Source organism: Gluconobacter sphaericus (assembly GCF_016757795.1).
GTDB lineage: Bacteria > Pseudomonadota > Alphaproteobacteria > Acetobacterales > Acetobacteraceae > Gluconobacter > Gluconobacter sphaericus.
This window is the reverse complement of record NZ_CP068419.1, coordinates 2,599,981-2,623,824: the sequence shown is the minus strand read 5'-3', so window position 1 is coordinate 2,623,824 and position 23,844 is coordinate 2,599,981. Positions and strand designations below refer to the sequence as shown.

At 52.2% G+C, this 23,844-nt stretch carries 14 protein-coding genes, 1 tRNA gene and 4 pseudogenes; 11 read left to right on the top strand and 8 right to left on the bottom strand.

Annotated features, from left to right (window positions below):
* The 3 genes from IGS75_RS12370 (at position 1) to IGS75_RS12360 (ending at position 7,257) form a co-directional block, all read left to right on the top strand.
* A complete protein-coding gene (locus IGS75_RS12370; RefSeq protein ID WP_141353743.1) occupies positions 1 to 2,412 on the top strand; it encodes a beta-glucosidase family protein in 2,412 nt (803 codons plus the stop codon).
* Between the two features lie 55 nt (positions 2,413 to 2,467).
* Positions 2,468 to 4,627 (top strand): MGH1-like glycoside hydrolase domain-containing protein, encoded by a 2,160-nt coding sequence (locus tag IGS75_RS12365; protein WP_237468811.1) that lies wholly within the window; start codon positions 2,468 to 2,470, stop codon positions 4,625 to 4,627.
* Positions 4,628 to 5,496: 869 nt separating this feature from the next.
* Complete coding sequence (locus tag IGS75_RS12360) at positions 5,497 to 7,257, top strand: hypothetical protein (protein ID WP_202257012.1); 1,761 nt, start codon at positions 5,497 to 5,499, stop codon at positions 7,255 to 7,257.
* 22 nt (positions 7,258 to 7,279) lie between these two features.
* Here the strand turns inward: IGS75_RS12360 and IGS75_RS12355 are convergent.
* Together IGS75_RS12355 and IGS75_RS12350 are read right to left on the bottom strand one after the other, a co-directional pair.
* Positions 7,280 to 8,025, bottom strand: a pseudogene (locus tag IGS75_RS12355) (IS5 family transposase).
* 69 nt (positions 8,026 to 8,094) lie between these two features.
* Positions 8,095 to 8,985, bottom strand: a complete 891-nt coding sequence (locus tag IGS75_RS12350) for an N-formylglutamate amidohydrolase (protein WP_202257011.1) — start codon at positions 8,983 to 8,985, stop codon at positions 8,095 to 8,097.
* Between the two features lie 76 nt (positions 8,986 to 9,061).
* Between IGS75_RS12350 and IGS75_RS12345 the strand changes: the two genes are divergently transcribed.
* Positions 9,062 to 9,136, top strand: a tRNA-Val gene (locus tag IGS75_RS12345).
* Positions 9,137 to 9,628: 492 nt separating this feature from the next.
* Here IGS75_RS12345 and IGS75_RS12340 read toward each other — a convergent pair.
* From IGS75_RS12340 to IGS75_RS12330, 3 genes and pseudogenes are all read right to left on the bottom strand, one after another.
* Positions 9,629 to 10,386: pseudogene (locus IGS75_RS12340) on the bottom strand (IS5 family transposase).
* Positions 10,387 to 10,673: 287 nt separating this feature from the next.
* Positions 10,674 to 11,048 carry a hypothetical protein gene (locus tag IGS75_RS12335; protein ID WP_202257010.1) on the bottom strand — a complete coding sequence of 125 codons (375 nt, stop codon included), beginning with the start codon at positions 11,046 to 11,048 and terminating at the stop codon, positions 10,674 to 10,676.
* A 602-nt stretch (positions 11,049 to 11,650) separates the two neighbouring features.
* Entirely contained in the window at positions 11,651 to 12,076 is a 426-nt protein-coding gene (locus IGS75_RS12330; protein ID WP_202257009.1) for a hypothetical protein, read from the bottom strand.
* A 391-nt stretch (positions 12,077 to 12,467) separates the two neighbouring features.
* On the opposite strand from IGS75_RS12330, the gene IGS75_RS15870 reads away from it, so the two are divergent.
* Both IGS75_RS15870 and IGS75_RS15865 read left to right on the top strand, forming a co-directional pair.
* Positions 12,468 to 12,818, top strand: coding sequence for a transposase (locus IGS75_RS15870; RefSeq protein WP_408876454.1), 351 nt, complete (start codon positions 12,468 to 12,470; stop codon positions 12,816 to 12,818).
* Positions 12,736 to 13,068: pseudogene (locus IGS75_RS15865) on the top strand (integrase core domain-containing protein); the annotation flags it as partial. The gene IGS75_RS15870 and the pseudogene IGS75_RS15865, both read left to right, overlap by 83 nt.
* A gap of 185 nt (positions 13,069 to 13,253) precedes the next feature.
* On the opposite strand, the gene IGS75_RS12320 reads toward IGS75_RS15865, so the two are convergent.
* On the bottom strand, positions 13,254 to 14,150 hold the full coding sequence (locus IGS75_RS12320) for a LysR family transcriptional regulator (protein WP_141354599.1): 897 nt from the start codon (positions 14,148 to 14,150) through the stop codon (positions 13,254 to 13,256).
* Between the two features lie 119 nt (positions 14,151 to 14,269).
* Here IGS75_RS12320 and IGS75_RS12315 point away from each other — a divergent pair, with 119 nt between their 5' ends.
* Positions 14,270 to 14,665 carry a (R)-mandelonitrile lyase gene (locus IGS75_RS12315; protein ID WP_141354601.1) on the top strand — a complete coding sequence of 132 codons (396 nt, stop codon included), beginning with the start codon at positions 14,270 to 14,272 and terminating at the stop codon, positions 14,663 to 14,665.
* Between the two features lie 27 nt (positions 14,666 to 14,692).
* Positions 14,693 to 15,436 (top strand): SDR family oxidoreductase, encoded by a 744-nt coding sequence (locus tag IGS75_RS12310; protein WP_202257008.1) that lies wholly within the window; start codon positions 14,693 to 14,695, stop codon positions 15,434 to 15,436.
* A 180-nt stretch (positions 15,437 to 15,616) separates the two neighbouring features.
* On the opposite strand, the pseudogene IGS75_RS12305 reads toward IGS75_RS12310, so the two are convergent.
* Positions 15,617 to 16,350 (bottom strand): annotated as a pseudogene (locus IGS75_RS12305) (transposase).
* A 215-nt stretch (positions 16,351 to 16,565) separates the two neighbouring features.
* A complete protein-coding gene (locus IGS75_RS12300; RefSeq protein ID WP_228123922.1) occupies positions 16,566 to 17,435 on the bottom strand; it encodes an AraC family transcriptional regulator in 870 nt (289 codons plus the stop codon).
* Positions 17,436 to 18,013: 578 nt separating this feature from the next.
* On the opposite strand from IGS75_RS12300, the gene IGS75_RS12295 reads away from it, so the two are divergent.
* Genes IGS75_RS12295 through IGS75_RS12285 form a run of 3 tightly spaced genes read left to right on the top strand, consistent with a single transcriptional unit; the run spans position 18,014 to position 23,842 of the window.
* A complete protein-coding gene (locus tag IGS75_RS12295) occupies positions 18,014 to 21,199 on the top strand; it encodes an efflux RND transporter permease subunit (RefSeq protein WP_202257007.1) in 3,186 nt (1,061 codons plus the stop codon).
* Positions 21,192 to 22,376, top strand: coding sequence for an efflux RND transporter periplasmic adaptor subunit (locus IGS75_RS12290; protein WP_202257006.1), 1,185 nt, complete (start codon positions 21,192 to 21,194; stop codon positions 22,374 to 22,376). Before IGS75_RS12295 ends, IGS75_RS12290 begins: the two co-directional genes overlap by 8 nt.
* Positions 22,373 to 23,842, top strand: a complete 1,470-nt coding sequence (locus IGS75_RS12285; protein ID WP_202257005.1) for an efflux transporter outer membrane subunit — start codon at positions 22,373 to 22,375, stop codon at positions 23,840 to 23,842. The genes IGS75_RS12290 and IGS75_RS12285 overlap by 4 nt, the downstream gene beginning before the upstream one ends.
* The last annotated feature ends 2 nt before the right edge of the window (positions 23,843 to 23,844 follow it).

Sequence of the window (23,844 nt, the reverse complement as noted above, 5' to 3'; positions counted from 1 at the left end):
ATGACGAACACATTCGGAGCCGAAGCCGCCGCACTCGTCGCGCAAATGACGATTACGGAGAAGCTCGATCTCGTCTGTGGAAACGGCTTGTGGCGCACAAAAGGTGTCCCACGGTTGGAACTTCCATCACTGCTGATGGTCGATGGCTCCAACGGCCTTCGCGTCGTGCCGGACCAAATTTCCACGGACACACAAAACACGGATCTCGGTGCATTCCTCAATGCGGTAGAGACGACGGATGATCCAGAAAAGCGGGACGACAACGTTCTTCTCGGCAAGAGCATCCCAGCGACATGCTTTCCTGCACTGTCGGTTCTGGCCAATAGCTGGGACATCACGCTCGCTCACGAAATCGGAACAGCGTTGGCAATTGAATGCCGTGCTGCAGGCGCCCAAATCCTGCTCGGTCCAGGGATTAACCTGCGACGGTCACCACTGGCGGGACGGGGGTTTGAGTATTTCAGCGAAGACCCGATCCTGACGGGAGAAATGGCAGCAGGCGTCATCCGAGGATTGCAGGACAATGGCGTCGGTGCATCACTAAAGCATTTTGCCTGCAACAACTCAGAAACCGAACGCATCAGCATGGATTCCGTCGTTGAACCCCGCGCGCTGCATGAAGTTTACCTTTTGGGGTTTGAGCGGGCGATCGCCAAAAGCAGTCCATGGACGGTCATGACGTCCTACAACCGGCTCAATGGAGTGCAGACTGCTCAAAATTCATGGCTCCTGCGCGACGTTCTGCGTGGTCGGTGGAGTTATGCCGGCATGATTATGTCCGACTGGCATGGGATTCAGGATCTACCCGCCGCGATAAGCGCCGGAAACGACCTGGATATGCCATTCAATGCGGCCCGCAGACGACGCCTTAAAGACGCAGTCTCAGTCGGGAACGTGCCGACCCGAGTGCTAGATGAGGCCTGCATCCATATTGCTGCATTGACACTCCGCATCGCAGACGCGCAGCGCAGACTGACGGTGTCGCGCCCGAATTTCGTCGTACACCACGATCTTGCTCGCAAAGCCGCGTCCCGCGCCTGCGTCCTGCTGAAAAACCAGAACGATATTCTCCCCTTAACCCCAAAATCGTGCACCGGCCTTCTGGTCATCGGCACGGGCGCGGTCGCGCCCGAAATTCAGGGCGCAGGGAGCGCCGCCGTACGGCCTATTCGATGCGACATTCCACTGGAATGCCTGAAGACGATTGCGCCGATAGACGTACCCATCCAGTGGGAAGCCGGCTGGAGCGCAAATGGCGACGATGACGCCCTCCTTCACAACGCAGCCCTAGCTGCCGCAAGAAGTGCTGAAACTGTTATCGTATTCGCCTCGCCCCCACCCTGCATCAGCGGCGAAAACGCCGACCGTCCGAATCTGGCTCTTTGCCCATCGCATGATCGCCTGATTGCCGAACTGACGACGTTCCATAGTAGAGTCATAGTGGTTCTGACGCATCCGGACGCTGTCGTGCTGCCCTGGGCCGATAACGTACAAGCCATCCTTTCAGCAGGCTACGCGGGAAGCGGATACGGGAAAGCAGTGGCCGATATCCTGTTCGGACATACCAACCCTTCCGGAAAAACTTCCGTCACATGGCCTATGCGACCAGAAGACTGCCCTGCCTTTTTGGGATATCCCGGTGAACAAGGAAAGCACTTCTATCGGGAAGGCATTTTCGTAGGATACAGGTTTTTCGATATCCGCCAGATCAAGCCTCTTTTCCCGTTTGGACATGGATTATCCTACACATCCTTCACCTATGATGCCCTGCAATTAACCAGCACCCAGGAGGGTGCGTCGGTTCGATTTACAGTATCCAACACTGGAACCCGAGCAGGTCGGGAAATCTGTCAGCTTTATCTCCGACGCAGCCCAGCCGCAGCCAACCGGGCATTACCTCATCATCCCCTCCGGGCTCTGAAAGGATTTACGTCCGTTTCTCTGGAAGCGGGAGAAAGCCGCGTTGTAGACATAGCGCTGAATCGCCGTGATCTCGCCTATTTCGATACCGTGCGTGACGACTGGACCGTGCCTACCGGAACCGTCAGCGTAGATATCGGCGCATCCTCCCGCGATATTCGCCTGTCTGCATCTCTGCATATTGTGGGCGATGCGGCACCAACGCGATGGCTCGACCTGCATACCCCTCCAGGACAAGTGCTGGAGATCTCTGGCGTGAAAAAAGATCTGGTCGCCTGGCTTGCTGATGTGACGGGCCAGAGTATTGTCGAAACCGAAACTCAGCTTGCTCCTTGCACGCGCTCCTTTCTCGGCATTTACGACACCTTATGCTGGTCGTTCGGGCTTGAACTCGACGAGACACGGCTGACACACATTCTTGATGACGCCAACAGACGCAGCCGCGCAAAAAAACCAGCCATTACAGCGAAACATATCCACAATGATTATTGATAACACAGTCCCCCCCGCTCGCGCATGGAACACTTGGTCCGACCGACCGGGGGCGATGACGTTTCTTCCCCTTGGCGTTCATGTTACCCCCCTGCTCTACTCCACCAACCAGCGCAGCGCGACCCTGCTTCCGCCAGGCAAGGACTTACTGTTTGGTCGTCACGACATGGAAGGACGGCTGGTCGAATTTGAGACCCAGCATAGCGGAACTCAGATTGCATTCCGTTATGATAAAAGCGACCCCTACTGCCTGCATGGCACATGGGATGGAAAAGTCCTCGCCGAATGGGGCCTGCGTTACTGGATAAATCTGTGCCTATCTTCCGAATGTGGCGCCACCGTAACCTATACCGGGAACGCCGCTGTTATCCGGCTTGGATATCGGTACGTTGCTCTGATGAGCAACACCGCACCGGTTCAAGTTACAGCACATGAAACGCTGGAATCCGCGGCAAAAGATTTCGACAATCACGGCTATTTCCATACGTCCAGCAGGGGAACATCTGCCCCCGTCATTACTTTACGATTTAACTTGGAAATGATGCGCACGGGGCGCTTCGTCGCAACCGTTGCGGACAGTGAAGAACTGGCGATCGCGAAAGCCCGGGGCGCGCTTGAAAGACCGCCTGAGACAGAGCCCGTACTACCAGCTCAGACCGGCCGGCACGCCGGAGCATTAGACGCAGTGCGAGATGTCATGGCGTGGAATACCCTTTATGACGGAATTAATCGACGCCCCTACACCACTTTCAGCCGGATCTGGAATCTGGGAACATTCGCGGTCTGGTACAACGATCAGACCTATTCCGCGCTGATGGCCGCTCTCCTCGATGGGGAGATCGCGCGCGAAAACATGGCGGTGGCAACGGCGAGTGCAACGCCGCAGGGTAATTTTGCCTGCCTCACTACATCGAACGACACATGGGTGGATCGTACCCAAGCCCCCAATGGCGCATTCATGACGTGGATGATTTATTTGCGTCATCGCGAAAAATCACTGCTCGAATGTCATTACGAGACTTTGTCCCGCAACCACGCCTGGTGGCGCCGCGAGCGAGACCCGGATGGTATGGGATTGGTCTCATGCGGAACATCCGATGTCGGAGTAGCTCTATACAAGGGTACCCACTTCGGAGCCCGCAACGAAACGGGTATGGATAATTCCCCCACCCATGACGAAGCGCTCTACAACCCTGAAACACGCACACTGTCATTGCTCGATGTCGGACTGAACTGCTCTTTGGCACTTGATGCGGAGTGTCTGGCGCATATTGCACGAGAACTGGGACACACAGAAGACGCACAGAATTTCAATGCACTGGCGAACGACACCCGCAGCAAAATTCGGGAACATCTATGGGATCATGAACGCGGTATTTTCGCCAATCGCCAGCGGCATGGCGGCTTCGTACGCAGCCTTGGTCCGACAAGTTTCTTCCCGCTGATCTGCGGTGCTGCCACACCAGAACAGGCACAGTCCCTGATCGGATATTTCTCCGATCCGGTTCGCTTCGACGGCCCCTATATGATCCCTAATGTCAGCCGGGATGATCCTGCCTTTGCAGATAACGTCTACTGGCGGGGCCGTATCTGGCCAAATGTGAATTATTTTGTGTGGCATGGTTTGCGGCGCTACGGTTTTATCGCCGAAGCATCTCTGCTCGCCGAGCGCAGCATGGCGCTGTTCAACCAGTCATGGACGGACCGCAGAATTGCCGCAGAAAACTACTCGGCGACGACCGGCGAGGCCAACGACCAACCAGATACGGACCTGTTCTATTCCTGGGGCGCGATGCTGCCGATGCTGGGTGTTGCAGAGGTTATGGATATTAACCCCTGGGCAGGTTGGGAACTGCATAATACAGGCGCAGACGTCACACTTGGCCCGATCCACACCCCGATCGGACAGGTCATCATGACTGTTACGAATGGGCGCCTGACGCTCTCCCGAGGGCAGGAAAAAATCCTCTCCTGGACAGGAACAGGTCGCCTGACAAACCTCACGATCAGCGAAGGACTCATGAGTTGCAATATCCATGCTCATGAAGAGCAACGGGGAATTCTAACGCCCGGCCCAACCTACGCCGCACGGATCGCAGAAATCCGTCTGGATGGCAGGATCCTTCCCGCTAGCCCAACCCAAGACATAGACCTGTCGGATATTCATTCCGGGCAACGTCTCGACCTTTATCTCGCACAGCCACCTGTGGCGTGAACACTTCAGTATTGCCTCACTGGTTCCGAAGACCAGAAAACCGCTTCCGCACTGCGGCCTTCTGGTTCTGGCATCACCTGCCCACGCCTCAGATGTGTCGCGAGGCCATCGCGGACATGAAACGCGCCGGGCTGGGCTGTATTCTTGTACAGGCACGGCTCGCCATGCCTCTGTCCGACTATCTTTCTCCGAGCTATCTGGCCCTGTGCCGTCTCGTCTCGGCTCTGGCAGATGAACACGGACTTAGCATTGAGATCTACGATGAATATGGTTGGATGTCGGGACACGGAGGTGGCCTTACTGTGCAGGGCGCAGATCACCTCCGCGAACGACACCTGTTCTGGACTTCCGGAATCCTCCAGAACGGGCAGGTCACACTTCAGATTTCAGACATCGACGCCACGTTTCTGGATTTTCTTGGACCGGCCGCAAGACGCTGGACGTATGAAAGCGGCAAGCCCCAATGGGGCTTGTGGCAGATCGTCAGCGGTGGCGTCATATCGTCCCGGACACTTCTTCAGCCTTCCCAGATCAGATTTCTTGAAACAGGCGATAGCGGTTGCACCGTACAAATCACTGCCCCGGATCTTCCGGACGGTAGCCCCGTTGCCCTCTTCGTAGCAGCGACATGCCTGACATCCCGGCTGGTCAATTACCTTATTCAGGAAACAGCGGAACGCTTTTCCAACCGTGTCTACGCCCCCCTGCGAGAGGCTTTTCCCAAAGCAGAGGCATTTTTCTTCGACCATCCTTATGCCGGTTTTTATACATGGAACGGTCAGAATTCAGCGTCCGGACCCGACGCAATCCACAATTCCCTTCTCTGGGACAACAGCCTGACTGAGACTGGTATCGACGGTATTGTCCTTTTGGACGCGGTTTATGGCACGGATCCACAAGCCGCATCGCAGCGCGCATATCTGTTTGAAACCTATGCCCGACAGATGCATCATGCCTTTTTCGGAACCCTCAGACGATGGTGCGACGCACATGACATTGGTCTTACCGGCCATGAACTGTTGCCGCATGTCGGTGGCTGGAATCTTCTCGGAGGGCTGGGTGGTATTGATGCGCGCGTCGCTCCAGGTGGAGACTATTTTGGTATCGACACATTTAAAACCCAAAGCGTCACGGATGCCGCCGATTACAATCCCCAGCTTTCCGCGATATTGGGGGATTCTCTTGCCCGTGCGCATGGGCGTACGCGTTGCACGGTCGAACAATATTCTACTGGACGGGAAGTAGGCCGACCATCCTTGCATGGACAATGGGACCTTTCACTTTCCCGGCTACGCGCCCAGATAATCCGTCATATATTTCAGGGCGCACGCCGCGTTTTGCTCCATGCCCTCTTCCTTCCAGACGCGCTTCATCCAAACCCCGATCACCAGTCAGACCCCCGTTTCGACTTCGCTCCCGGCTTCAACCTTCAACCCTGGTGGGACGACGCACCGGACGTTCTGGAAGAACTCGCACGTCTCTCAGCTTTTCTGGAAGGTGGAGTGCCGGTGCGATCCGTAGCCTTGTTCTATCCTCTTGAGGATCTGAGGGAAGGCAGAAGCCCTCCAGACTGCGCAGATCATTTCGGCTTGTGGGCCGAGGCACTAATGAACGCAGGCATCGGATATACTGTTATTGACGAAAAGCAGATCAATGAGAAAACCGTCTTCAATGGCTGGCTGCATCTGACATCAGGGCAGTTCGATACCCTCATTCTGCCAGACGTTACTGTTGTCCATGACCCGAAAACTCTCTCAATCCTTGAAGAGTTCTCTCGTACAGGAGGACGCATTCTCAGATCAGGCAGCACATCAACCGTCTCCCGGAATGACAGAACACGGCGCTTCGAAGGACCGGCTATCCTTACGTCAGACATTGCTTTCTTCATCAAAGACGCCTTCCCCTCACCACTCATGTCCATCGAAGGACAGTCTCAAAGAATTGCAGTACAGAAATTAACCCCGTCCCTGCTGCGCGTAACTGTCTTCAATGATTCGGATCAGGAGAGAAGCGCCAGACTGACCGCGACACCACAGGAACGAACCCTTCTGGAATGGCAATGCGAAACAGGAGAGGCAATGTCGCCGGTCTTCATCTCCGCAAATACGACATACGTCTTCCCCCTAAAACCCAAACAGCTTTTAGCTTTCGAATTGTCCGTCACAGTCTCGGAAACCCGCAGCTTCCCAATGAACAAAGCCCCCTGCCCTTCAACACCTTATAAAACAATTCTCGAAACGGACTGGCTTTTTCAGACCGGTCCAGACAGCAGTCCCGTCCCTATCTCCGTCGAGTGTGGCTGGGAACAACAGGGATTTGGACATTTTTCGGGCACAGGAATTTATACTCTGCACCTCCCTCATTTCAACAGGTTCAACAAACACAGCCTTTCCCTTATCGTCCCCAAAATTTCGGGTACGATGAGATGCTTCGTGAATGAAATACAGATAGGAAAAAGCATCGAAGATAACGCATCGTTCCTTCTACCTTGCTTAGATCAGCCCTTTAAAATTAGCATACATATCCGCAATACCATGGCAAATACTCTATATCCTGCAATGGATACACCCTTAAAGCCAACGGAATTTCCTTGCGGTTTGCTATCTGCACCATATATTTCAGCTTCATGACCATTTGACCTAGGCTCAAGATTTATAGCCAGAAGATGACGGTTGCAGCGAGGTAGATGGCTGAGAAGAAGACATTCGGGCATCTGTCATAGCGTGTTGCGACCCGCCGTCAGTCCTTGAGCCTTCCGAACATGATCTCGATGCGGTTGCGTCTTTTGTATTGCTGCTTGTCGTATTTGACTGGTTTTCCGCAGGATCTCCGTCCCGGAATGCAGGGCCTGATCTCTTATCCCTTATTCCTTCAAGGCATCCCGGAAGCAGTCAGCATCCTAACTTCGCTCCGCCAGTAATCACTGTTCGATGGGAAGGCTGTCCAGCAGAGCAGCGGCACCGGTGTCATCACTGATCTGTCCTGGTGTCATGAAGAGACCCAGCGGTCGTCCGTTCTGATCGGTGAGGCATGGATCTTGGTATTCATACCGCCCTTGGTACGACCGATCAGGCGGCGTGGATCCCATTTTTTAGCCGCAGGATCGAAGCTGTGCGGTATGCTTTGAGATACGTCGTATCAATCATAATGGTCTGAGGCTCTGCCTTTCCGGCAGCCGGACCGTCCATCATCCGGGCGAAGATCTCTATGGCGTCCCAGCGCGTCTTGTGCGGGCCGTATTCCCGGGGCGCATCACGCCAGCGCAGACCATTGCGGTTCATAAAAATGATACCGCTCAGCACAAGGCGCTCATCGACGCGAGGTTTGCCGTGGCTCTTGGGAAAGAACGGTCGCAGACGCTCCATCTGTTCGTCCGTCAGCCAAAACAGATCGCTCATCTTCAGTCTCCTCGCAGAGCCTGAATCAGATTTCCACAATCAAATCAATTGGTTATTGGCCTAAAAAGGTCATACCTCAACCGTAAGCGCCGCTTCCTGTTTCGATGACTGCGACGGGGCTTCACTCCCAACCCACGCTGCCAGGGCGGCAAGGAGAGACTGGATGTTCTGCTGTGTCTGTTCAAACCCGCCTCCCGGTTTGAGCGTCGCAGCATTCAGATAGAGGGAGCGGCAGATCTCCAGTTGGACGGCATGGATATTCTGCTCGGGACGGCCGTAATATTGGGTAATATATCCGCCGGCATAAGGAATATTCCGACGAACCGAATACCCTAGGCTTCCAAGTATGTTTTCAATAATATCCGGCAAAGCGGGGACGCAGCTTCGACCATGAACGTCACCCAGAACGACATCACACGATCGCGCATAAGGCAGCTTAGGCATGGAATGGGCTTCCAGAAGAATGGCATAACCAAATCGCGCCTTCATATCACTCAGGAGCGCCGTAAGGGCCTCGTGATAAGGCAGCCATGCCGCCGCAATCCGGTCCTTTATCTCCGAGAGATGAAGCCGCTGTCCGTACACCTGCCGTCCCTGCGACACGTAGCGTGGAATGACTCCGAACCCCGCCTTCACCTTCTCCGTAAGTAGAACCTCGTCATCAGGCGGTCGCGGATCAAACATTTCCGCATCGACTTCGCGCCAGTCGCGATTCACATCGCACCACACACGGGGAAGTTCGGCACAGATTAATGTTGCGCCAAAATCCGGTGCCTTTTCAAACAGTCGATCCACAAACCGGTCTTCGCTCTGTTGCAGCTCATGAAAGGATAGCGAGGTACTGTCGAGAAAATCCGACGGATAATTCCTTCCGGAATGTGGAGATGAGACAAGCAGAGGAATCGCAGTATTCCGCGGTTTATTCACCGTGAAGGACGTCAGTGGTACAGGGATTTTCATATTTTTTGCATATTTGGTCCCACAGGGGGTTGCAAGGTTTTTCGGATACGGCTAGAAACCGCCTCACCGGATCGGGGGGCGCATAGCTCAGCGGTAGAGCACTACCTTGACATGGTAGGGGTCACAGGTTCAATCCCTGTTGCGCCCACCACTCGGTCCGGTGATAAATTCCCTCGGAATTAATCATTTTTCTTCGATGTCTCTATCGATTTATTAGACCGTACGCTTCGGTCTATGTCGAATCATGACAGCTGAAACCACTCCTTCTTGAACAATTCTGTGCAAAATCCGTGCACCCATCACGGCTTTCTGGCCGCTCATGCGAATCGACTAAGAATTATTCAGCCATCGATGCCGAACCATGCAATGACCTCCACCCAATAGGCATCTGGCATCACCTTGGCGTACCGCGCCGCCGTGGTGATGTTGCGCCATCCACCGTCAGCTTTGAGGCGCATTAGCTCCCTTGTGCAGGCAGTATTGCTAGTTCGCTTATGTGTATCGGGAAACATACGGGGTGACGCCAGGGACGAACACGCTCTTCGGCTTCTCGAGCTTTTGGGGTTTCCATACACGCATATACCCCGGTAGGCCCACTTTGCGACACAAGACTGAGCATCCGGACTTGATCTAGGTTCAGGACTCATAGCCAGAACATGAGGGTTGCGGCGAGGCAGATGGCTGAGAAGAAGACTGTCGGAGACCTGTCATAGCGTGTTGCGACCCGCCGCCAGTCCTTGAGCCTTCCGAACATGATCTCGATGCGATTGCGTCTTTTGTATTTTCGCTTGTCGTATTTGACTGGTTTTCCGCGAGATTTCCGTCCTGGAATGCAGGGCTTTATCCCTTTTTCTTCCAGGGCATCCCGAAACCAGTCAGCATCATAACCCCGGTCCTCCAGCATCCACTGTGCCATAGGAAGGCTGTCCAGCAGAGCAGCGGCGCCGATGTAATCACTGACCTGTACCGCCGTCATGAAGAAACTCAGCGGTCGTCCGTTCTGATCCGTGACCGCATGCAGCTTCGTATTCATGCCACCTTTGGTGCGACCGATCAGACGCCCTGGATCCCCTTTTTTAGGCGCAGGCTTGAAGCCGGGCGATGTGCTTTGAGATAGGTCGCATCAATCATAATGGTCTGAGGCTCTGCCTTTTCGGCAGACAGTCCATCCATCATCCGCATAAAAATGCACATGTCGCCCCAGCGCTTTCAGCGGTTGTAGAGCGTCTTGTGTGGACCGTACTCCCGGGGCGCATCACGCCAGCGCATGCCATTGCGGTTAACAAAAATGATCCCGCTCAACACACGGCGGTCATCGACACGCGGTTTGCCATGGCTCCTGGGAAAGAACGGCCGTAGACGCTCCATTTGTTCGTCCGTCAGCCAAAACAGATCGCTCATCTTCAGTCTCCTCGCAGAGCCTGAATCAGATTTCCACAATCAAATCAATGGGGCCTGATCCTAGTCGCCTACGGTACGCCGGTTTCCCAAATAAGACTGTCAGACTCCCCGCTTGTACCGTTTCTCGACTTCCAGGTAAGGATGGAATGAAACACGAACAAGAGTGGTGCGGCATACCAAAAGCGGGGTCACAAACCTGTGGTTCGATGGGCCGACGACTTGGTTCAGGGATCAGGGGGAAAATGAGCGGGGACGAGCGTGGTGATCATTCGACATCTTACTCTGCTTTAAGCCTTTTCATTCACAGAAGACTCAACTGGCATCCGATGAGTACGGCGAACCTCAGTAAAGACTGCCACCCAAAAATCTCTTCGTTTTTCATTTCGTGCATACGAGGCCAATGTAGCTCGATCGCTCGCAACCATAACGGCCTTTTCTCCATAAATCTGAAGAAGTTCATGAGCGGCAATTTTGATATCGTCTGTCGCGTCCAACATCGGCTGTCCTAATATTTTCTGGAATAAAGGTTGCGGAAGTTCCACTTGCTCAAGAGCGCCAGAAACGTGAAGCGGAGCTGAAAGAATATCTATATACTCACTACCAGAAAGAGGGAGAACCACTCCCAATCTTTCGGCTGCATCCCAGTCCACTTTGCTTGTCACGAATCTATCTCCGGTATCACGGATCCTAGATTGACCTACAAAATACTGAAAAAGAGTTAACCAGAGCGAATAAGAAGAACTTCTTATTCGTCATGACCGAGGCGCCGCGTAAGCCGGCACGTCGTTGCCCAATTTTTCGAAACTGGGCAACGACGTGCACGGCCAATCACGCACGGCGAGGAAACGATATCAGCACTCAGGGTTACGCCTTGTTCGCAGACATGCGCGAAGAAGTGTTACCGTTGACCGCTGAGTATGGTGTCGAAAGATCAGACGAACACGGGGAATCGTCTGGAGGCAATGGCGATGCCTCTACGTCTTGGTTTAGGAGACAGACACCGAGGGTAATCTCGCGCTGTGCTAGGTGTCTTCGTTTGAGGTGCTAGGCGTGGAGTTTTAGGAGAGAGCGTTATGCGCCTCATCCTAGCATCGTTAGCCGCGGTAATTCTCGCAGGATGCATCCGTCACCCACACAATTCACAACCCCATGAAGCGGCAGCCTGTATGAATTATCAGATCATGATGACCGCACCAATACCGCTAAACGCTATACAGCGGCTTCGGAAAAAATGTGCGGCCTCACGGTGATAAAGCGCTGTGGCTTACCAGCCCCAACCTGGACCAAATCCGTAACTCGGGCCGAAACCTCCGCCCCAAGGGCCCCACTCCCCCCAGTTCCATTGCGCGTCCTGATAATCCTGTGCAGCCATTTGCTGTTCGTCAGCGATATTCTGCTGCTGCTGATAGGCCTGGTATCGTCCATATGCTGTCTGATCCCCTACATACAGGCAGCCACAGACTGTTGGGTCAGCGTAAACGTAGCTCACCGTGTCGCCATGAATACGGCGAACGAAGTGGTGCGCTGGCAGCCTCTTAAGCATGGCAATCCGCTGTGGAGTTGAAGCAGGTTTCAGAGTAAACCCTGCAGCAGCGAGATGATCTTCCTTCTGGGCCACTATTTGCTGAGGGGTTTCACACGCAGATAGAGCGCTTACGCAGAAGAGAGATGTTAGAAACGCTTTTTTCATATTGAGAACCTCCAATAAAGGCGTCGTGGCAATATGTGCCCGGGAGCATACTCACATGCTTTGTCAGCTCATTTCTATAAAAGAAATTGAAAAACCGTTTATGAGACAGGAAGCGCTCCGAAGGGCGGTTCCTGTCTCATTTACAAAATTCCTCGCCGATCCTTTTATTTCAACGTTCGAAGGCCTGCGTGCATTTGTTGAGCCTATCTGAGAAGTCTGGGGTAGCCAAAGAGGATGCATACGACGCATCGCGCAAGGAAGATTACTGTGCACCCTATATCAATCCGACCCCGCTCAGTACATCAGCTCAGAATGCCGACGAGAAAGCCCAGGTCACACCCTGAACCGTCCCGGGATTGGTGGAGACCTATTCACCTGAGAAGAAGGTCTGATGAGCAATTTTGTGAAGAAGTTTTCTCCTGAAGTCCGTTCCCGTGCGGTTCGGCTGGTTCTGGAGCATGAAGATGAACACCCGTCGCGGTGGACGGCGATGGTGTCGATCGCCGGCAAGATCGGCTGCTCGGCGCATACGCTGAACGAGTGGGTTAAGAAGGCCGAGGTCGAGACTAGCAAACGAGCTGGCGTTCCGGCCGAGACCGCCGATCGGCTCAAGGCGCTGGAACGTGAAGTGCGCCAGGCGGAGCTCGACCGCGTCAACCGGCAATCTTGTCCACCACCCGGATCGCGGGTCTCAATATGTCGCCATTCGCTACACCGAGCGCCTGGCCGAAGCCGGGATTGAGCCCTCGGTAGGCAGCGTCGGAGATAGTTACGACCATGCCCTGGACGAGACGATCAATGGGCTGTTCAAGGCCGAGGTGATCCACAGACGTGGTCCATGGCGCTCGTTTGACGCCGTGGAATACGCCACCCTCGAATGGCGCGACTGGTTCAACAACCGACGCATCCTCGAGCCCATCGGCAACATCACGCCGGCCGAGGCCGGTCAACAGTTTTACGCCGCTATAGACCTCGCCCCACTGGCAGCCTAACTTAGGAAAACCGCTCTCCGCCAATTCCGGGGCGGTTCACAGAGCCCGAATCAGATTTCCACAATCAACATATAGGAAATGAAATCACAGAGCAGGTCTCAAAACCAGAAGGGGTTTTCGAGCCCTCCATCTGAGGGCCCAAAATCACGCAAAAAACGCTTCAATCAACTGCCCTACGAACACTATTACAAATGATATCTCATGGCTTCTAGCAACGCTGCAAAAGCTGGCGAGTGTAATCGCCTGCTGGGATAATACAGATAAGGACCTTCACACTCTAGGCTCCATTCAGAAAGCACTTCAACCAGTTGTCCCATTTCAATATATGGCTTTGCCAGATCGTAAGGAACGTAACCTAACCCAACCCCATCGATGGCGGCATTGAGGACTAGCATGGAGTTGCTAAAGGTTGTTTGCCCCGCAAAACGAAATGAAACTTCGCGCCCGTTCGGTTCACGAAATTCCCATTTCAGGTTCCCCCCAGCAGTCGTCATCCGCATATTAATACAGTTATGACGCCGCAAATCATGAGGTGTTGCAGGGCTCGAGTAATGGTGAAAGTAATCTGGGGATCCCACGACGCAAAAACGCCAGTCGGGGCCTACACGCGTTGCGGCCATGTCTTTCTCGATGGCTTCCCCAATACGGACCCCTGCATCGAAGCGCTCTGCAACAATATCGACAAAAGCGTAGTCCATGCTGAATTCAATATTGATGTCAGGGTATTTCTGAAGAAATGCGAGAAGTTTAGGTCGAAATATCAGTTCTATGGCCGCATCGGTGCAGGTGATACGAATGGATCCAGCAGGCTTGCTACCAAGAGACGTAATTAAGTCAAGCTCTGTAGAGACCTGTTCAAGAAGGGGGCCGACACGCTTCTGAAGCTGCTCTCCGGCATCGGTAGTTGCAACATTTCTGGTTGTTCTAGACAGTAGGCGCACCCCGAGCCGTTCCTCAAGTCCTCGCACCGTGTGGCTCAAGGCTGAGGGCGTGACACCGAGCTCGGCAGCGGCCCGCGTAAAGCTTCGTTCCCTGGCAACCGTGAGAAAAGCCGTCAACTCATTGATATGATCTCGTGGCATTGCTGAGCTTATTTCAAATATTCATGAACGTTATATGCTCTAATCGACTGCTGCAAGATCCCTTATCGTGTTCGGAACAAGGCCTCGTCCGGCCTCACAGCGAAACACAGGAAATTTTTATGGAAATCTTCCGCGTAGGTCACAAGTCGTCTTTCAAAGGACCCAGAGACTGGTTCACTGGCACCGTCCGGGTTGACATGCTTTTCAACCCGGCGGCCCCCGATCGTGTTCAGGGTGCAAATGTGACATTTGAACCGGGAGCACGGACAGCCTGGCATACTCATCCACTAGGTCAGACCATCATTGTGACATCAGGCGTTGGTCGCGTACAGCGATGGGATGGACCTGTCGAAGAAATCCGTCCTGGCGACGTGGTTTTCTTCGAGCCAGGTGAGAAACATTGGCATGGTGCCGCTCCAGAGACAGCCATGACCCATATCGCAATTCAGGAAGTTGAGAATGGGAAAGTCGTAGACTGGCTCGAGCATGTCTCTGATGCACAATACAGACAGTAATTCAAATATTTATACAAGAGAAACATCATGATTAAAGATAAAGTTGTTCTGATCACCGGTGCATCTTCAGGGATTGGGGAAGCAACAGCGCTGCTTCTTGCGCGACAAGGTGCAAAAGTTGTTCTGGGCGCACGCAGAGAAGAGCGTCTGAAGGAAATTGTAAGTGCTATCGAAGACGAGGGTGGCACAGCGGCCTACCTCGTGACCGATGTCACGAAACCGACCGATAACGAGGCTTTGGTCAACGTTGCCAAAGAAAAATATGGTCGTCTCGATGTGATTTTCCTTAACGCAGGCCTGATGCCAACAGCGCCCGTCTCCGCCTTGAAGACGGATGAATGGAATGCGGCCGTGGACATCAATATCAAAGGCGTACTGAATGGTGTTGCCGCCGCCATGCCTCATTTTCTCGCACAGAAATATGGGCAGGTCATTGCTGTTTCCTCAGTAGCCGGTCTCAAAGCCTACCCTGGTAGCGCGATCTACGGCGGCACCAAGTGGTTCGTTCGCGATTTCATGGAAGTGCTACGCATGGAGTCAGCTATGGAGGGCACCAATATTCGTACTTCCACCATCTACCCTGCCGCAGTGAAGACCGAATTGCTCGGTGGCATTTCTGATCCTGGCGCAGCCGAAGCCATGAAAAAACTTTACGATCAGCACGCTATTCCACCCGACCGCATTGCCGATGTAGTTGCGTTTGCGATTTCTGCTCCGGCAGACACAACAATTAACGAATTTACAATTGGACCAGCCAGTCAGGCGTGGTGAGGAAGTTTCAATGCCGCATATCATCGTAAAGTTATGGCCTTGCAAGCTGGAGGGATCGAAGAACCGTCAATTGATGTGCGTGGTCCGTGATTTCTGGCTTTTGTCGATTTGATTGACGGTTTGTGCGATGGCATCCGGTCTGCGTTTTGAGCAGATTGGGGGCTGTTACCCGCTTGATAGCTACGCTGTGGTGCTGATCCGCTGCAGAAAGAGAAAGCGGCGCATGTTGTAGACGATATTGGCCAGCCCGATCCTCATGGTGGCCCGGGTGATACCGACAGTTCGGACGAACAGTCCCGTCTGCGATTTCTGATCGGCAAAGACATGCTCGACGCGGGATCGGATCACGGACTTTCCTGCATTGGACCACTGGATATGGAGTGGCATGGGTTTGAGATGCGGCTTTTTGCGATGAACCTTTGAGACAAAGCCCTGCTTTTCCATGAAGTCTTCATTGGCTTTGGAGCCGCGACCAGCGTGGCACCCAGGATCTGGCCGGACATCGGCAGATAACCGGCGTCCCGCAGGGTCGCATCAAAGCGCTCAAACAGTCTTTCAATGGCCTCCGCCTGTGTCAGGCGTTCACGGAACAACCAGACTGTTTTGGCATCAGGAACCCGATCTGAAAGTCCCAGACCAAGGAAACACATGAACGACAGGCGGTCGTTGATGAGATACTCTGTCCGCTCATCAGACAAATTGTTGAGCGTCTGGATCACCAGGATCTTGAACATCAGCACCGGATCAAACGGCGGTCGCCCGCCTTTGCTTCCGTCAGAATACGCCAGAGCCTTCTCCAGCTCAGGGCGGAAGGCCTCAAAATCCACAGTCCGGGAAAACGCTTCGAGCTGATCACCAAGCCCGCTCTACCGGGCAAGCCGCTCTTCAACGTCAAAGAAACCAGACTGCTTCATAGCGCCATTCCCTCAGTCAGAACCAGACGAATGGAATCACACAGAACAAGTTAGCGCCAAGAGGGTTTTCGAACCCTCCAGGTTGAACCCGCTTCAGACATGGATAAAATCCACTTATTATTTTATTAAATTCCCACGCCTCTTTAGGATGAGGTGTTCAATGATAGATTTTTTCTTCATTATTGAATGTAACTTAATCAATATATCAATATAATTTACTGCTTTATATATTTAACATCTGCAGCTGGGGGGGCTCCAAACATGCGACGATACTCCCGGCTGAATTGTGATGGGCTCTCGTAACCGACACAAAATCCGGCCTCTGCTGCATCCATGTTTTGATTGAGCATGAGGCGGCGAGCTTCTTGCAGTCGTATACGATTGCGATATTGCAATGGACTCATCATGGTTGCTGCTCGAAAATGTCTATGAAAAGAAGGCGTACTCATTCCTGCGACCTCGGCGAGAGATGCAATATCAAAAGCCTCACAATAATGCCCCCGGATCCAGTCAATGGCCCGGTTGAGATGTGACAGGTTTGATCCAACTGTGGCTATTTGCCGCAATACATAACCTTGAGGACCTTGAAGTAGCCTGTACAATATTTCTCTCATGGTGGATTCATACAAAACAGGAATGTCCTGTGGAGCATCCAACATAGAGAGAAGACGAAACACAGGATTAAAGATATCGTCCGTTAATTCACTTGTGGTTATGCAAGAAGGGCAAATAGATTTTGACTCTGATTCATGAATTCCAATATCATTTATCAGATCCTTTATTTTTTCTGGACTAAGAGAAATACATAAAGAAAGATATGGATTTTCTTTACTTGCTTGTGTAACGCACCCTTTAACAGGAAGGTCTACAGCTGTTATCAAATATTTTTGGGAGTTATACTCAAAAACCTTATCACAGAGAGTAACCGTTTTGCTGCCTTGCACGATAATGCAAAATCGGGGCTCATAAACTACATCCATAGGAGTAGTGGGTTCATCTGCACGAAACAGAAGAAGCCCTGGGATGATTGTGCGTGTTGTCGGTTCAACGCAGTGCCGATCAATAATACGACGGAGCGTGGTCAAATTGGCGTTCACAGTGCCAAACCTATTTCTAAGAGATGATTGATACGGCTATGGTTAGAGCTAGTAACAATGATGGTTTTATACAAGATCCATATTTTAAAGTTTTCCGTCCTACCCCTCGCAGTTTTACGATCCAAAAACCTTAAATCATACCAAAATTATATTTTTTACGTCCCTGCCCTTATCCGATCTATCTGTCGTTCACACTAGAAATGTCCAGATTAGGGCTGATTATTTGAGCATTTTCCTTCGCAACGGAGAGAGAAAACTAAAATTATCTTAGGGCACCCGCCAGAAGAATAAGGTTTGTTACATTTTTATGAAATGCCAATCTTCTGCGAAGTATGATCGTATCGTATAATTTTTTGAGAGGATCATTCTACCGCCGTTCCCTGCTTTCATTGCATGATCTGATCATATCTCATGTGTGAAAGCAGCACGTCATACCTGTCAGGCGTGATCTCTGCTGTCTTATTCACGCTGCATCATGGCGAAAGCTTGCCAGCTTGTTTGACTCATCAGGTTAGATAAGTGGGACGCGAAACAGGCGTTCCAAAGCCCTTAGAATTGAGTTTTTGATGGGAATCGTCGCCCTAGCGCTTCGACGGCCATACACATTCCTTGTCGCGGGGTTATTGATCCTGCTCCTTGGTATCACCGCCGTTTTTAAAACACCGACTGATGTTTTCCCGAACATCGATATCCCTGTTGTCACCGTAGTATGGTATTATGACGGTCTTGATGCTGCAGAAACTGAAAAGAGAATTAGTACCTATACTGAATTCGCAAACAGTTTTTTTGTTAATAACCTGAGAACCATCGAGAGCCAGACGACACCGGGTCTTGTTGTTGAGAAATTATACTTCCAGCCCGGGGTCAACGTCGATCTTGCCATGGCGCAAACCGTCTCGGCGACCAACTCGATACGCGCCTTTCTCCCGCCAGGAATCCAGCCTCCGATTATCATGCAGTACAGCGCATCAAGCGTTCCGGTTCTGCAACTATCATTATCATCTGACAAGCTGACCGAAAGTGAACTGTATGATTACGGCATCTACCGTATTCGTCAGCAGCTCGCTCCAATTCCAGGAACACTTCTGCCGCCACCATTTGGCGGAAAGATTCGTCAGGTCATGGTGGATATTGATGCGACGAAGCTGGCCGGAGTGGGGCTGACGCCGTTAGATGTTTCCAATGCCATGAATGTTCAAAACCTTACGCTTCCGGGCGGTACGGTTAAGTTCGGGCCCACGCAATATGACGTTCGTATGAACGGAATGCCCGATGTTCTTGCCCGTCTCAATAACGTTCCCCTGAAGCGTGACCCTAAAACTGGCGCAATCATCCGGGTCTCAGATGTGGCGCAGGTCCGCGATGGAACGGCGGTCCAGCAGAACGTCGTGCGTCGTGAAGGGCACCGATCCGTCCTCCTGTCGATTATGAAAGCCGGAAACGCATCAACACTCGATGTGGTTAACGCTATCCGTAATCAGGTTCTACCCGTTACCCGAGCTGCAGCCCCTGCGGGCATGAAGATCGAGGAGCTCTTCGATCAGTCTTTGTTCGTAAAGTCTGCCATTACTGGAGTTGCATCAGAGGCAGTCATTGCTGGGCTGCTCACCGCAGCTATGATTCTCGCCTTTCTTGCCAGCTGGCGCTCAACCATTATCGTTGCCATTTCCATTCCGCTAGCCATCCTGTCTTCAATCGCCATTCTGTCCTGGACAGGTCAGACATTGAACTTGATGACACTGGGTGGGTTGGCTCTTGCTGTCGGTATCCTGGTGGACGACGCAACCGTTACCATTGAGAACATTCATCGCGTACGCCACGAAGGGGCGACTTTACGTGAGGCTGTGCTGAATGGTGCCTCAGAAATCGCACTGCCAACGCTCGTCTCGACTCTTGCGATTTCCAGCGTGTTCGTATCGGTCGAGTTTCTGGTCGGTCCTTCCCGCTTCCTTTTCACGCCGATGGCTCTCGCGGTGGTTTACGCCATGCTTGCGTCATATGCGATCAGTCGAACATTAGTCCCGATTTTTTCAGCTATTCTCTTACGCGCTGAAGAACGGCAGGTGGAACGCCGGCAGGCTGCTGGTCTGGGACCAGATCTGATTGCCCGCTTCGGTATTCGTTTCGATTATCGCTTTAACCGCATCAAAGATGCTTATGTTCGCACTTTAACGCGGCTTATTGAGAGCAAATGGAAAGCACCTGCCATTGGTGGGGTTGCAATTCTTGCTGCAGCACTCATTGCCACTCAGGTTGGCCAGGATTTCTTTCCGACCATTGATGCTGGTGAATTCAAACTGCACGTCCGTGCCCCAGAAGGCACACGTCTGGAGAGTACAGAGCAGACATTCGATAAAGTTGAAGACGTTATTCGTAATATTGTTCCTGAAAACGAACGAGCACTTGTACTTGATAATATCGGTATTCCTTTCCGGTACTCCATGCCTTTTGATGACGGCTCAACAGTCGGGCCAAATGACGGCCAGATCATGGTGGCCCTCAAGGAAGGTCATCATCCGACGGCTGATTATATCCGCAAACTTCGGACCGAGCTGGCTCGTCGTTTTCCAGAGTGTATTTTCTATTTCCAGCCGGCAGATATCGTAACCCAGATTCTGAATTTCGGCCTACCTGCACAGATTGATATCCGCATCGCGGGTTACGATGCAGCAAGTAACCGCAAGGTCATGCAGGAAGTCCGTCAGGAAGTCTCACATATTCCTGGCCTCGTGGATGTCCATCTCCACCAGCAGATTGCAGCTCCAGAACTCTCCGTTGCGATTGATCGGGAACGGGCCCTTGACCTTGGACTGACGCTGAATGATGTCGCACGTAATGTGATGGTATCGCTTGCTTCGTCCAACACAGTCACACCGAACTTCTGGGTCGATCCAGCATCAGGTATTCAGTATCCTCTGGCCGTTCAAACCCCACAATATCGCATCAACACACTGAATGATCTTCGCGACACGGTCATCGCATCCACGGCTGGATCACAACATTCATCAGTTCTTCTGAGCAATGTCGCGACCATCCAACGCGGTACGGCACAAAACGTCATATCGCACAGCAACATTCAACCAACCCTCGACATCTACGCGAGCGCAGAGGGCCGCGATCTCGGTAGCATTGCCCGCGATATCGACAAGGTCATTGCACGTCATCGCGGTGAACTGTCTGCAGGGAATACCATCACAGTTCAGGGCCAGATTGACAGCATGCATTCAGCCTTTGTGCGGCTAGGGATTGGTCTAATGGTTGCAGCCATTGCTGTTTACCTCCTGATGGCCGTGAACTTCCAATCCTTCATGGACCCGTTTGTCGTGGTTCTGGGGCTCCCAGGTGCCATGTGCGGGATTGTATTCATGCTGTTCATCACGGGAACAACATTCTCCGTGCCATCTTTGATGGGAGCAATCATGAGTGTCGGTGTCGCCAGCGCCAACTCAATCCTGCTCGTGACATTTGCCAAGGAAAGACGTGCTGAAGGTCTTAGCGCCATTGAAGCAGCAATCGCTGCAGGACAGGCACGCCTTCGTCCCATTCTCATGACATCCCTCGCCATGATCATCGGTATGTTGCCAATGTCTCTGGGGCTTGGCGATGGCGGCGAACAAAATGCTCCGCTCGGACGTGCCGTAATTGGCGGCCTGATGATGGGAACCTGCGCCACCCTGTTCATTGTCCCCTGGCTCTATACGCGCCTGAGAAAACGAGAAAGCCGCATTCTTGAGGAATACAATAATGTCTAATTCCCCCCATTCGTCTGCTGCTGTCCAAAATACACAGCGTCACGGACCTGTTGCCCCGTTGCTCGGCGTCGGTGCAGTCATCCTTCTCGGCTATGGACTATACGCACATAGTGAGCGAGGCATTGCCGCTCGTGCATTGGCTGATACACGTCAAAATCAGATTCCAGATGTGAATTTCATGATTGCCCATAGAGAGACGAAACCCGTTTCTCTTGATCTTCCAGGTGAAACCTTACCGCAGGAAACATCCTTCATTGGCGCACGCGCATCCGGCTATATTGCTGAGCGCCATGTTGATATCGGAACAACTGTAAAAGCTGGTGAGGTTCTAGCCATTATCCACGCGCCAGAGTTAGACCGCCAGGTCGCGCAGGCTAAAGCTACTCTCGAGCAGGCACGCGCCAATCTGGAGCTTGCTCGAATTACAGCAAGGCGCTCAGGCGGACTTGTTGGCGGAGGTGCGGTCAGCAAGCAGAATTTTGATGCTGACCGCATTACCCAGCAGGCACAGAATGCCGCTCAGGCAGCGGCGGATGCCGCTTTGGCAGAGGTCGCTCAACGTCGCGCCTATACAACCGTTACAGCTCCATTTGATGGTGTAGTGACTGTTCGTAATGTCGAAGTGGGTGATCTTGTCAGTGCAGACAGCGCACAGGCTAAGCCTTTATTCGTGGTCGCACGCACAGACCGTCTTCGCGTGCGCGTTCATGTTCCTCAGGAAGAGGCGAGCACTGTTAAAGTCGGTACACCCGCTATTCTGCACGTTCCAGACCATCCCGGTGAAAGCTTTCCCGGAGCCGTAACACGTACGGGTCATGCTCTGGAACAAGACAGTCGCATGCTACCTGTGGAAATTGAACTCGATAATCGTGACGGCAGACTTTCTGCTGGCGTTTATGGTTTGATCCATTTTGATCTTCCACGTCCCGCACCAACCTTTATTATTCCATCTGACTCCTTGATCTACAATGCTGATGGATTATCAGTCGCGACCGTGGATTCGGATAATCATATTCGACTGCATAACGTTATTGTTGGGCGAGACTACGGAGCGACTATAGAAGTCCAAAAAGGACTGTCAGAGAATAATCGCCTTGTTCTACACCCTGCATCGTCGCTGACAGAAGGACGGCAGGTTATTGCGCATGATATGAATGACACGAAGGAACATGGATGATGCGCTCTTCTGCCACAATATCCACGGCCAGTATGATACTGGCCCTTACTGGCTGCACAATGATACCAACCTATCACAAGCCGCCCTCACCTATTGCAAATTCATGGCCATCCAGGGTGTCAGGATCGAACAATACAGAGTCCGCATCACTCGCTAACTGGCGTGATTTCTATCGTGATCCAGTACTTCAGGATTTGATAGAAACGGCACTTGTTAACAATCGTGACCTTCAGATTGCTCAGCATCAAGTCGAAGCAGCCAGTGCGCAATTCGACATTGAAAACGCGGCTCTTTTTCCGACGCTTAACGGCACTGCCGGTGCCAACGTTCAAAAAATGAATTCCCATATCTGGAGCCTGTCACAAAGTGACAGTCCATTCTATATGCGTCAGTATGCTGTAGGGTTTGGTGTCTCAGCATATGAAGTGGATTTGTGGGGGCGCATTCGTTCGGCTTCACGCGCATCATTTGATCGTTATCTCGCGGATCAATTAGATCGTGAAAGTATGCAGCTGAGCATTATTGCAGGTGTTTCGACTGCAATGTTAAACTGGGTTGCCAATAATCAGGCTTTGACGATCACACAACACGTGCTTGAAAACCGCCAGCATACATATGATTTGGTCAAACAGACTGCTAATGTCGGTACAGGAACTCAGCTGGATGTTGCCGAAGCAGAAGCTGCTTTGCATGATGCTGAAACAAATTTACAAATATATACGCGCCAACGTGAGCAGACACTGAACCAGCTAGAGCTTCTGGTCGGCACTCCTTTAACCTCGAAAATACGCGACGAACTGAATCATAAGGCATCCTTAGAAGACGTTGTCCCTTTTCCCGATGTTCCAGAAGGTTTGCCATCAGATATGATCGCTCGTCGTCCGGATATTTTATCGGCTGAGCAGGTTTTAAAATCGTCTAATGATGATATCGGAGCAGCGCGCGCAGAATTCTTCCCTAAAATCCAGATTACGGCCGCAAACGGCACGGCGAGTAACAATATTACCCGCCTTTTCCAGAGCGGAATGGGTGCATGGAATGTCGCGCCCCAGATTACCCTACCTCTCTTTGATGCGGGGCGTCTGACAGCGCAACTACATCAGGCAAAAGCTCATAAGCGGGAAGAAATCGCCCGTTATGAAAAAACAGTGCAAACAGCATTTAAAGAGGTCGCCGACGCTTTATCTGGCCGTTCTACATATTTGGAGCAGTTGCACGCCCAGACGGCGCTCGTGAATGCGGGGCAAAAACAGTATCGATTAGCTTTAGCGCGATTTGAAGGAGGGTATGATCCCTATCTAACAACCCTTGTGGCTCAACGCACTCTGTATAGCGCCCAGCTCAGCGCCATAACAACGAAACTACAGCAGATGTCTAACATAATTACATTGTACAAAACTTTGGGTGGTGGATGGAAGGAAGGAGTTCGAGAAAGAAACGAATTCATAATAAATAAAATTCTTTAACT

Bases quoted from the DNA above. Each gene is read 5' to 3' on its own strand.
- IGS75_RS12295 (WP_202257007.1), top strand. From the start codon at position 18,014: ATGGGAATCGTCGCCCTAGCGCTTCGACGGCCATACACATTCCTTGTC.
- IGS75_RS12290 (WP_202257006.1), top strand. From the start codon at position 21,192: ATGTCTAATTCCCCCCATTCGTCTGCTGCTGTCCAAAATACACAGCGT.
- IGS75_RS12310 (WP_202257008.1), top strand. From the start codon at position 14,693: ATGATTAAAGATAAAGTTGTTCTGATCACCGGTGCATCTTCAGGGATT.
- IGS75_RS15870 (WP_408876454.1), top strand. From the start codon at position 12,468: ATGAGCAATTTTGTGAAGAAGTTTTCTCCTGAAGTCCGTTCCCGTGCG.
- IGS75_RS12320 (WP_141354599.1), bottom strand. From the start codon at position 14,150: ATGCCACGAGATCATATCAATGAGTTGACGGCTTTTCTCACGGTTGCC.
- IGS75_RS12315 (WP_141354601.1), top strand. From the start codon at position 14,270: ATGGAAATCTTCCGCGTAGGTCACAAGTCGTCTTTCAAAGGACCCAGA.
- IGS75_RS12370 (WP_141353743.1), top strand. From the start codon at position 1: ATGACGAACACATTCGGAGCCGAAGCCGCCGCACTCGTCGCGCAAATG.
- IGS75_RS12350 (WP_202257011.1), bottom strand. From the start codon at position 8,985: ATGAAAATCCCTGTACCACTGACGTCCTTCACGGTGAATAAACCGCGG.
- IGS75_RS12365 (WP_237468811.1), top strand. From the start codon at position 2,468: ATGACGTTTCTTCCCCTTGGCGTTCATGTTACCCCCCTGCTCTACTCC.
- IGS75_RS12285 (WP_202257005.1), top strand. From the start codon at position 22,373: ATGATGCGCTCTTCTGCCACAATATCCACGGCCAGTATGATACTGGCC.
- IGS75_RS12330 (WP_202257009.1), bottom strand. From the start codon at position 12,076: ATGAAAAAAGCGTTTCTAACATCTCTCTTCTGCGTAAGCGCTCTATCT.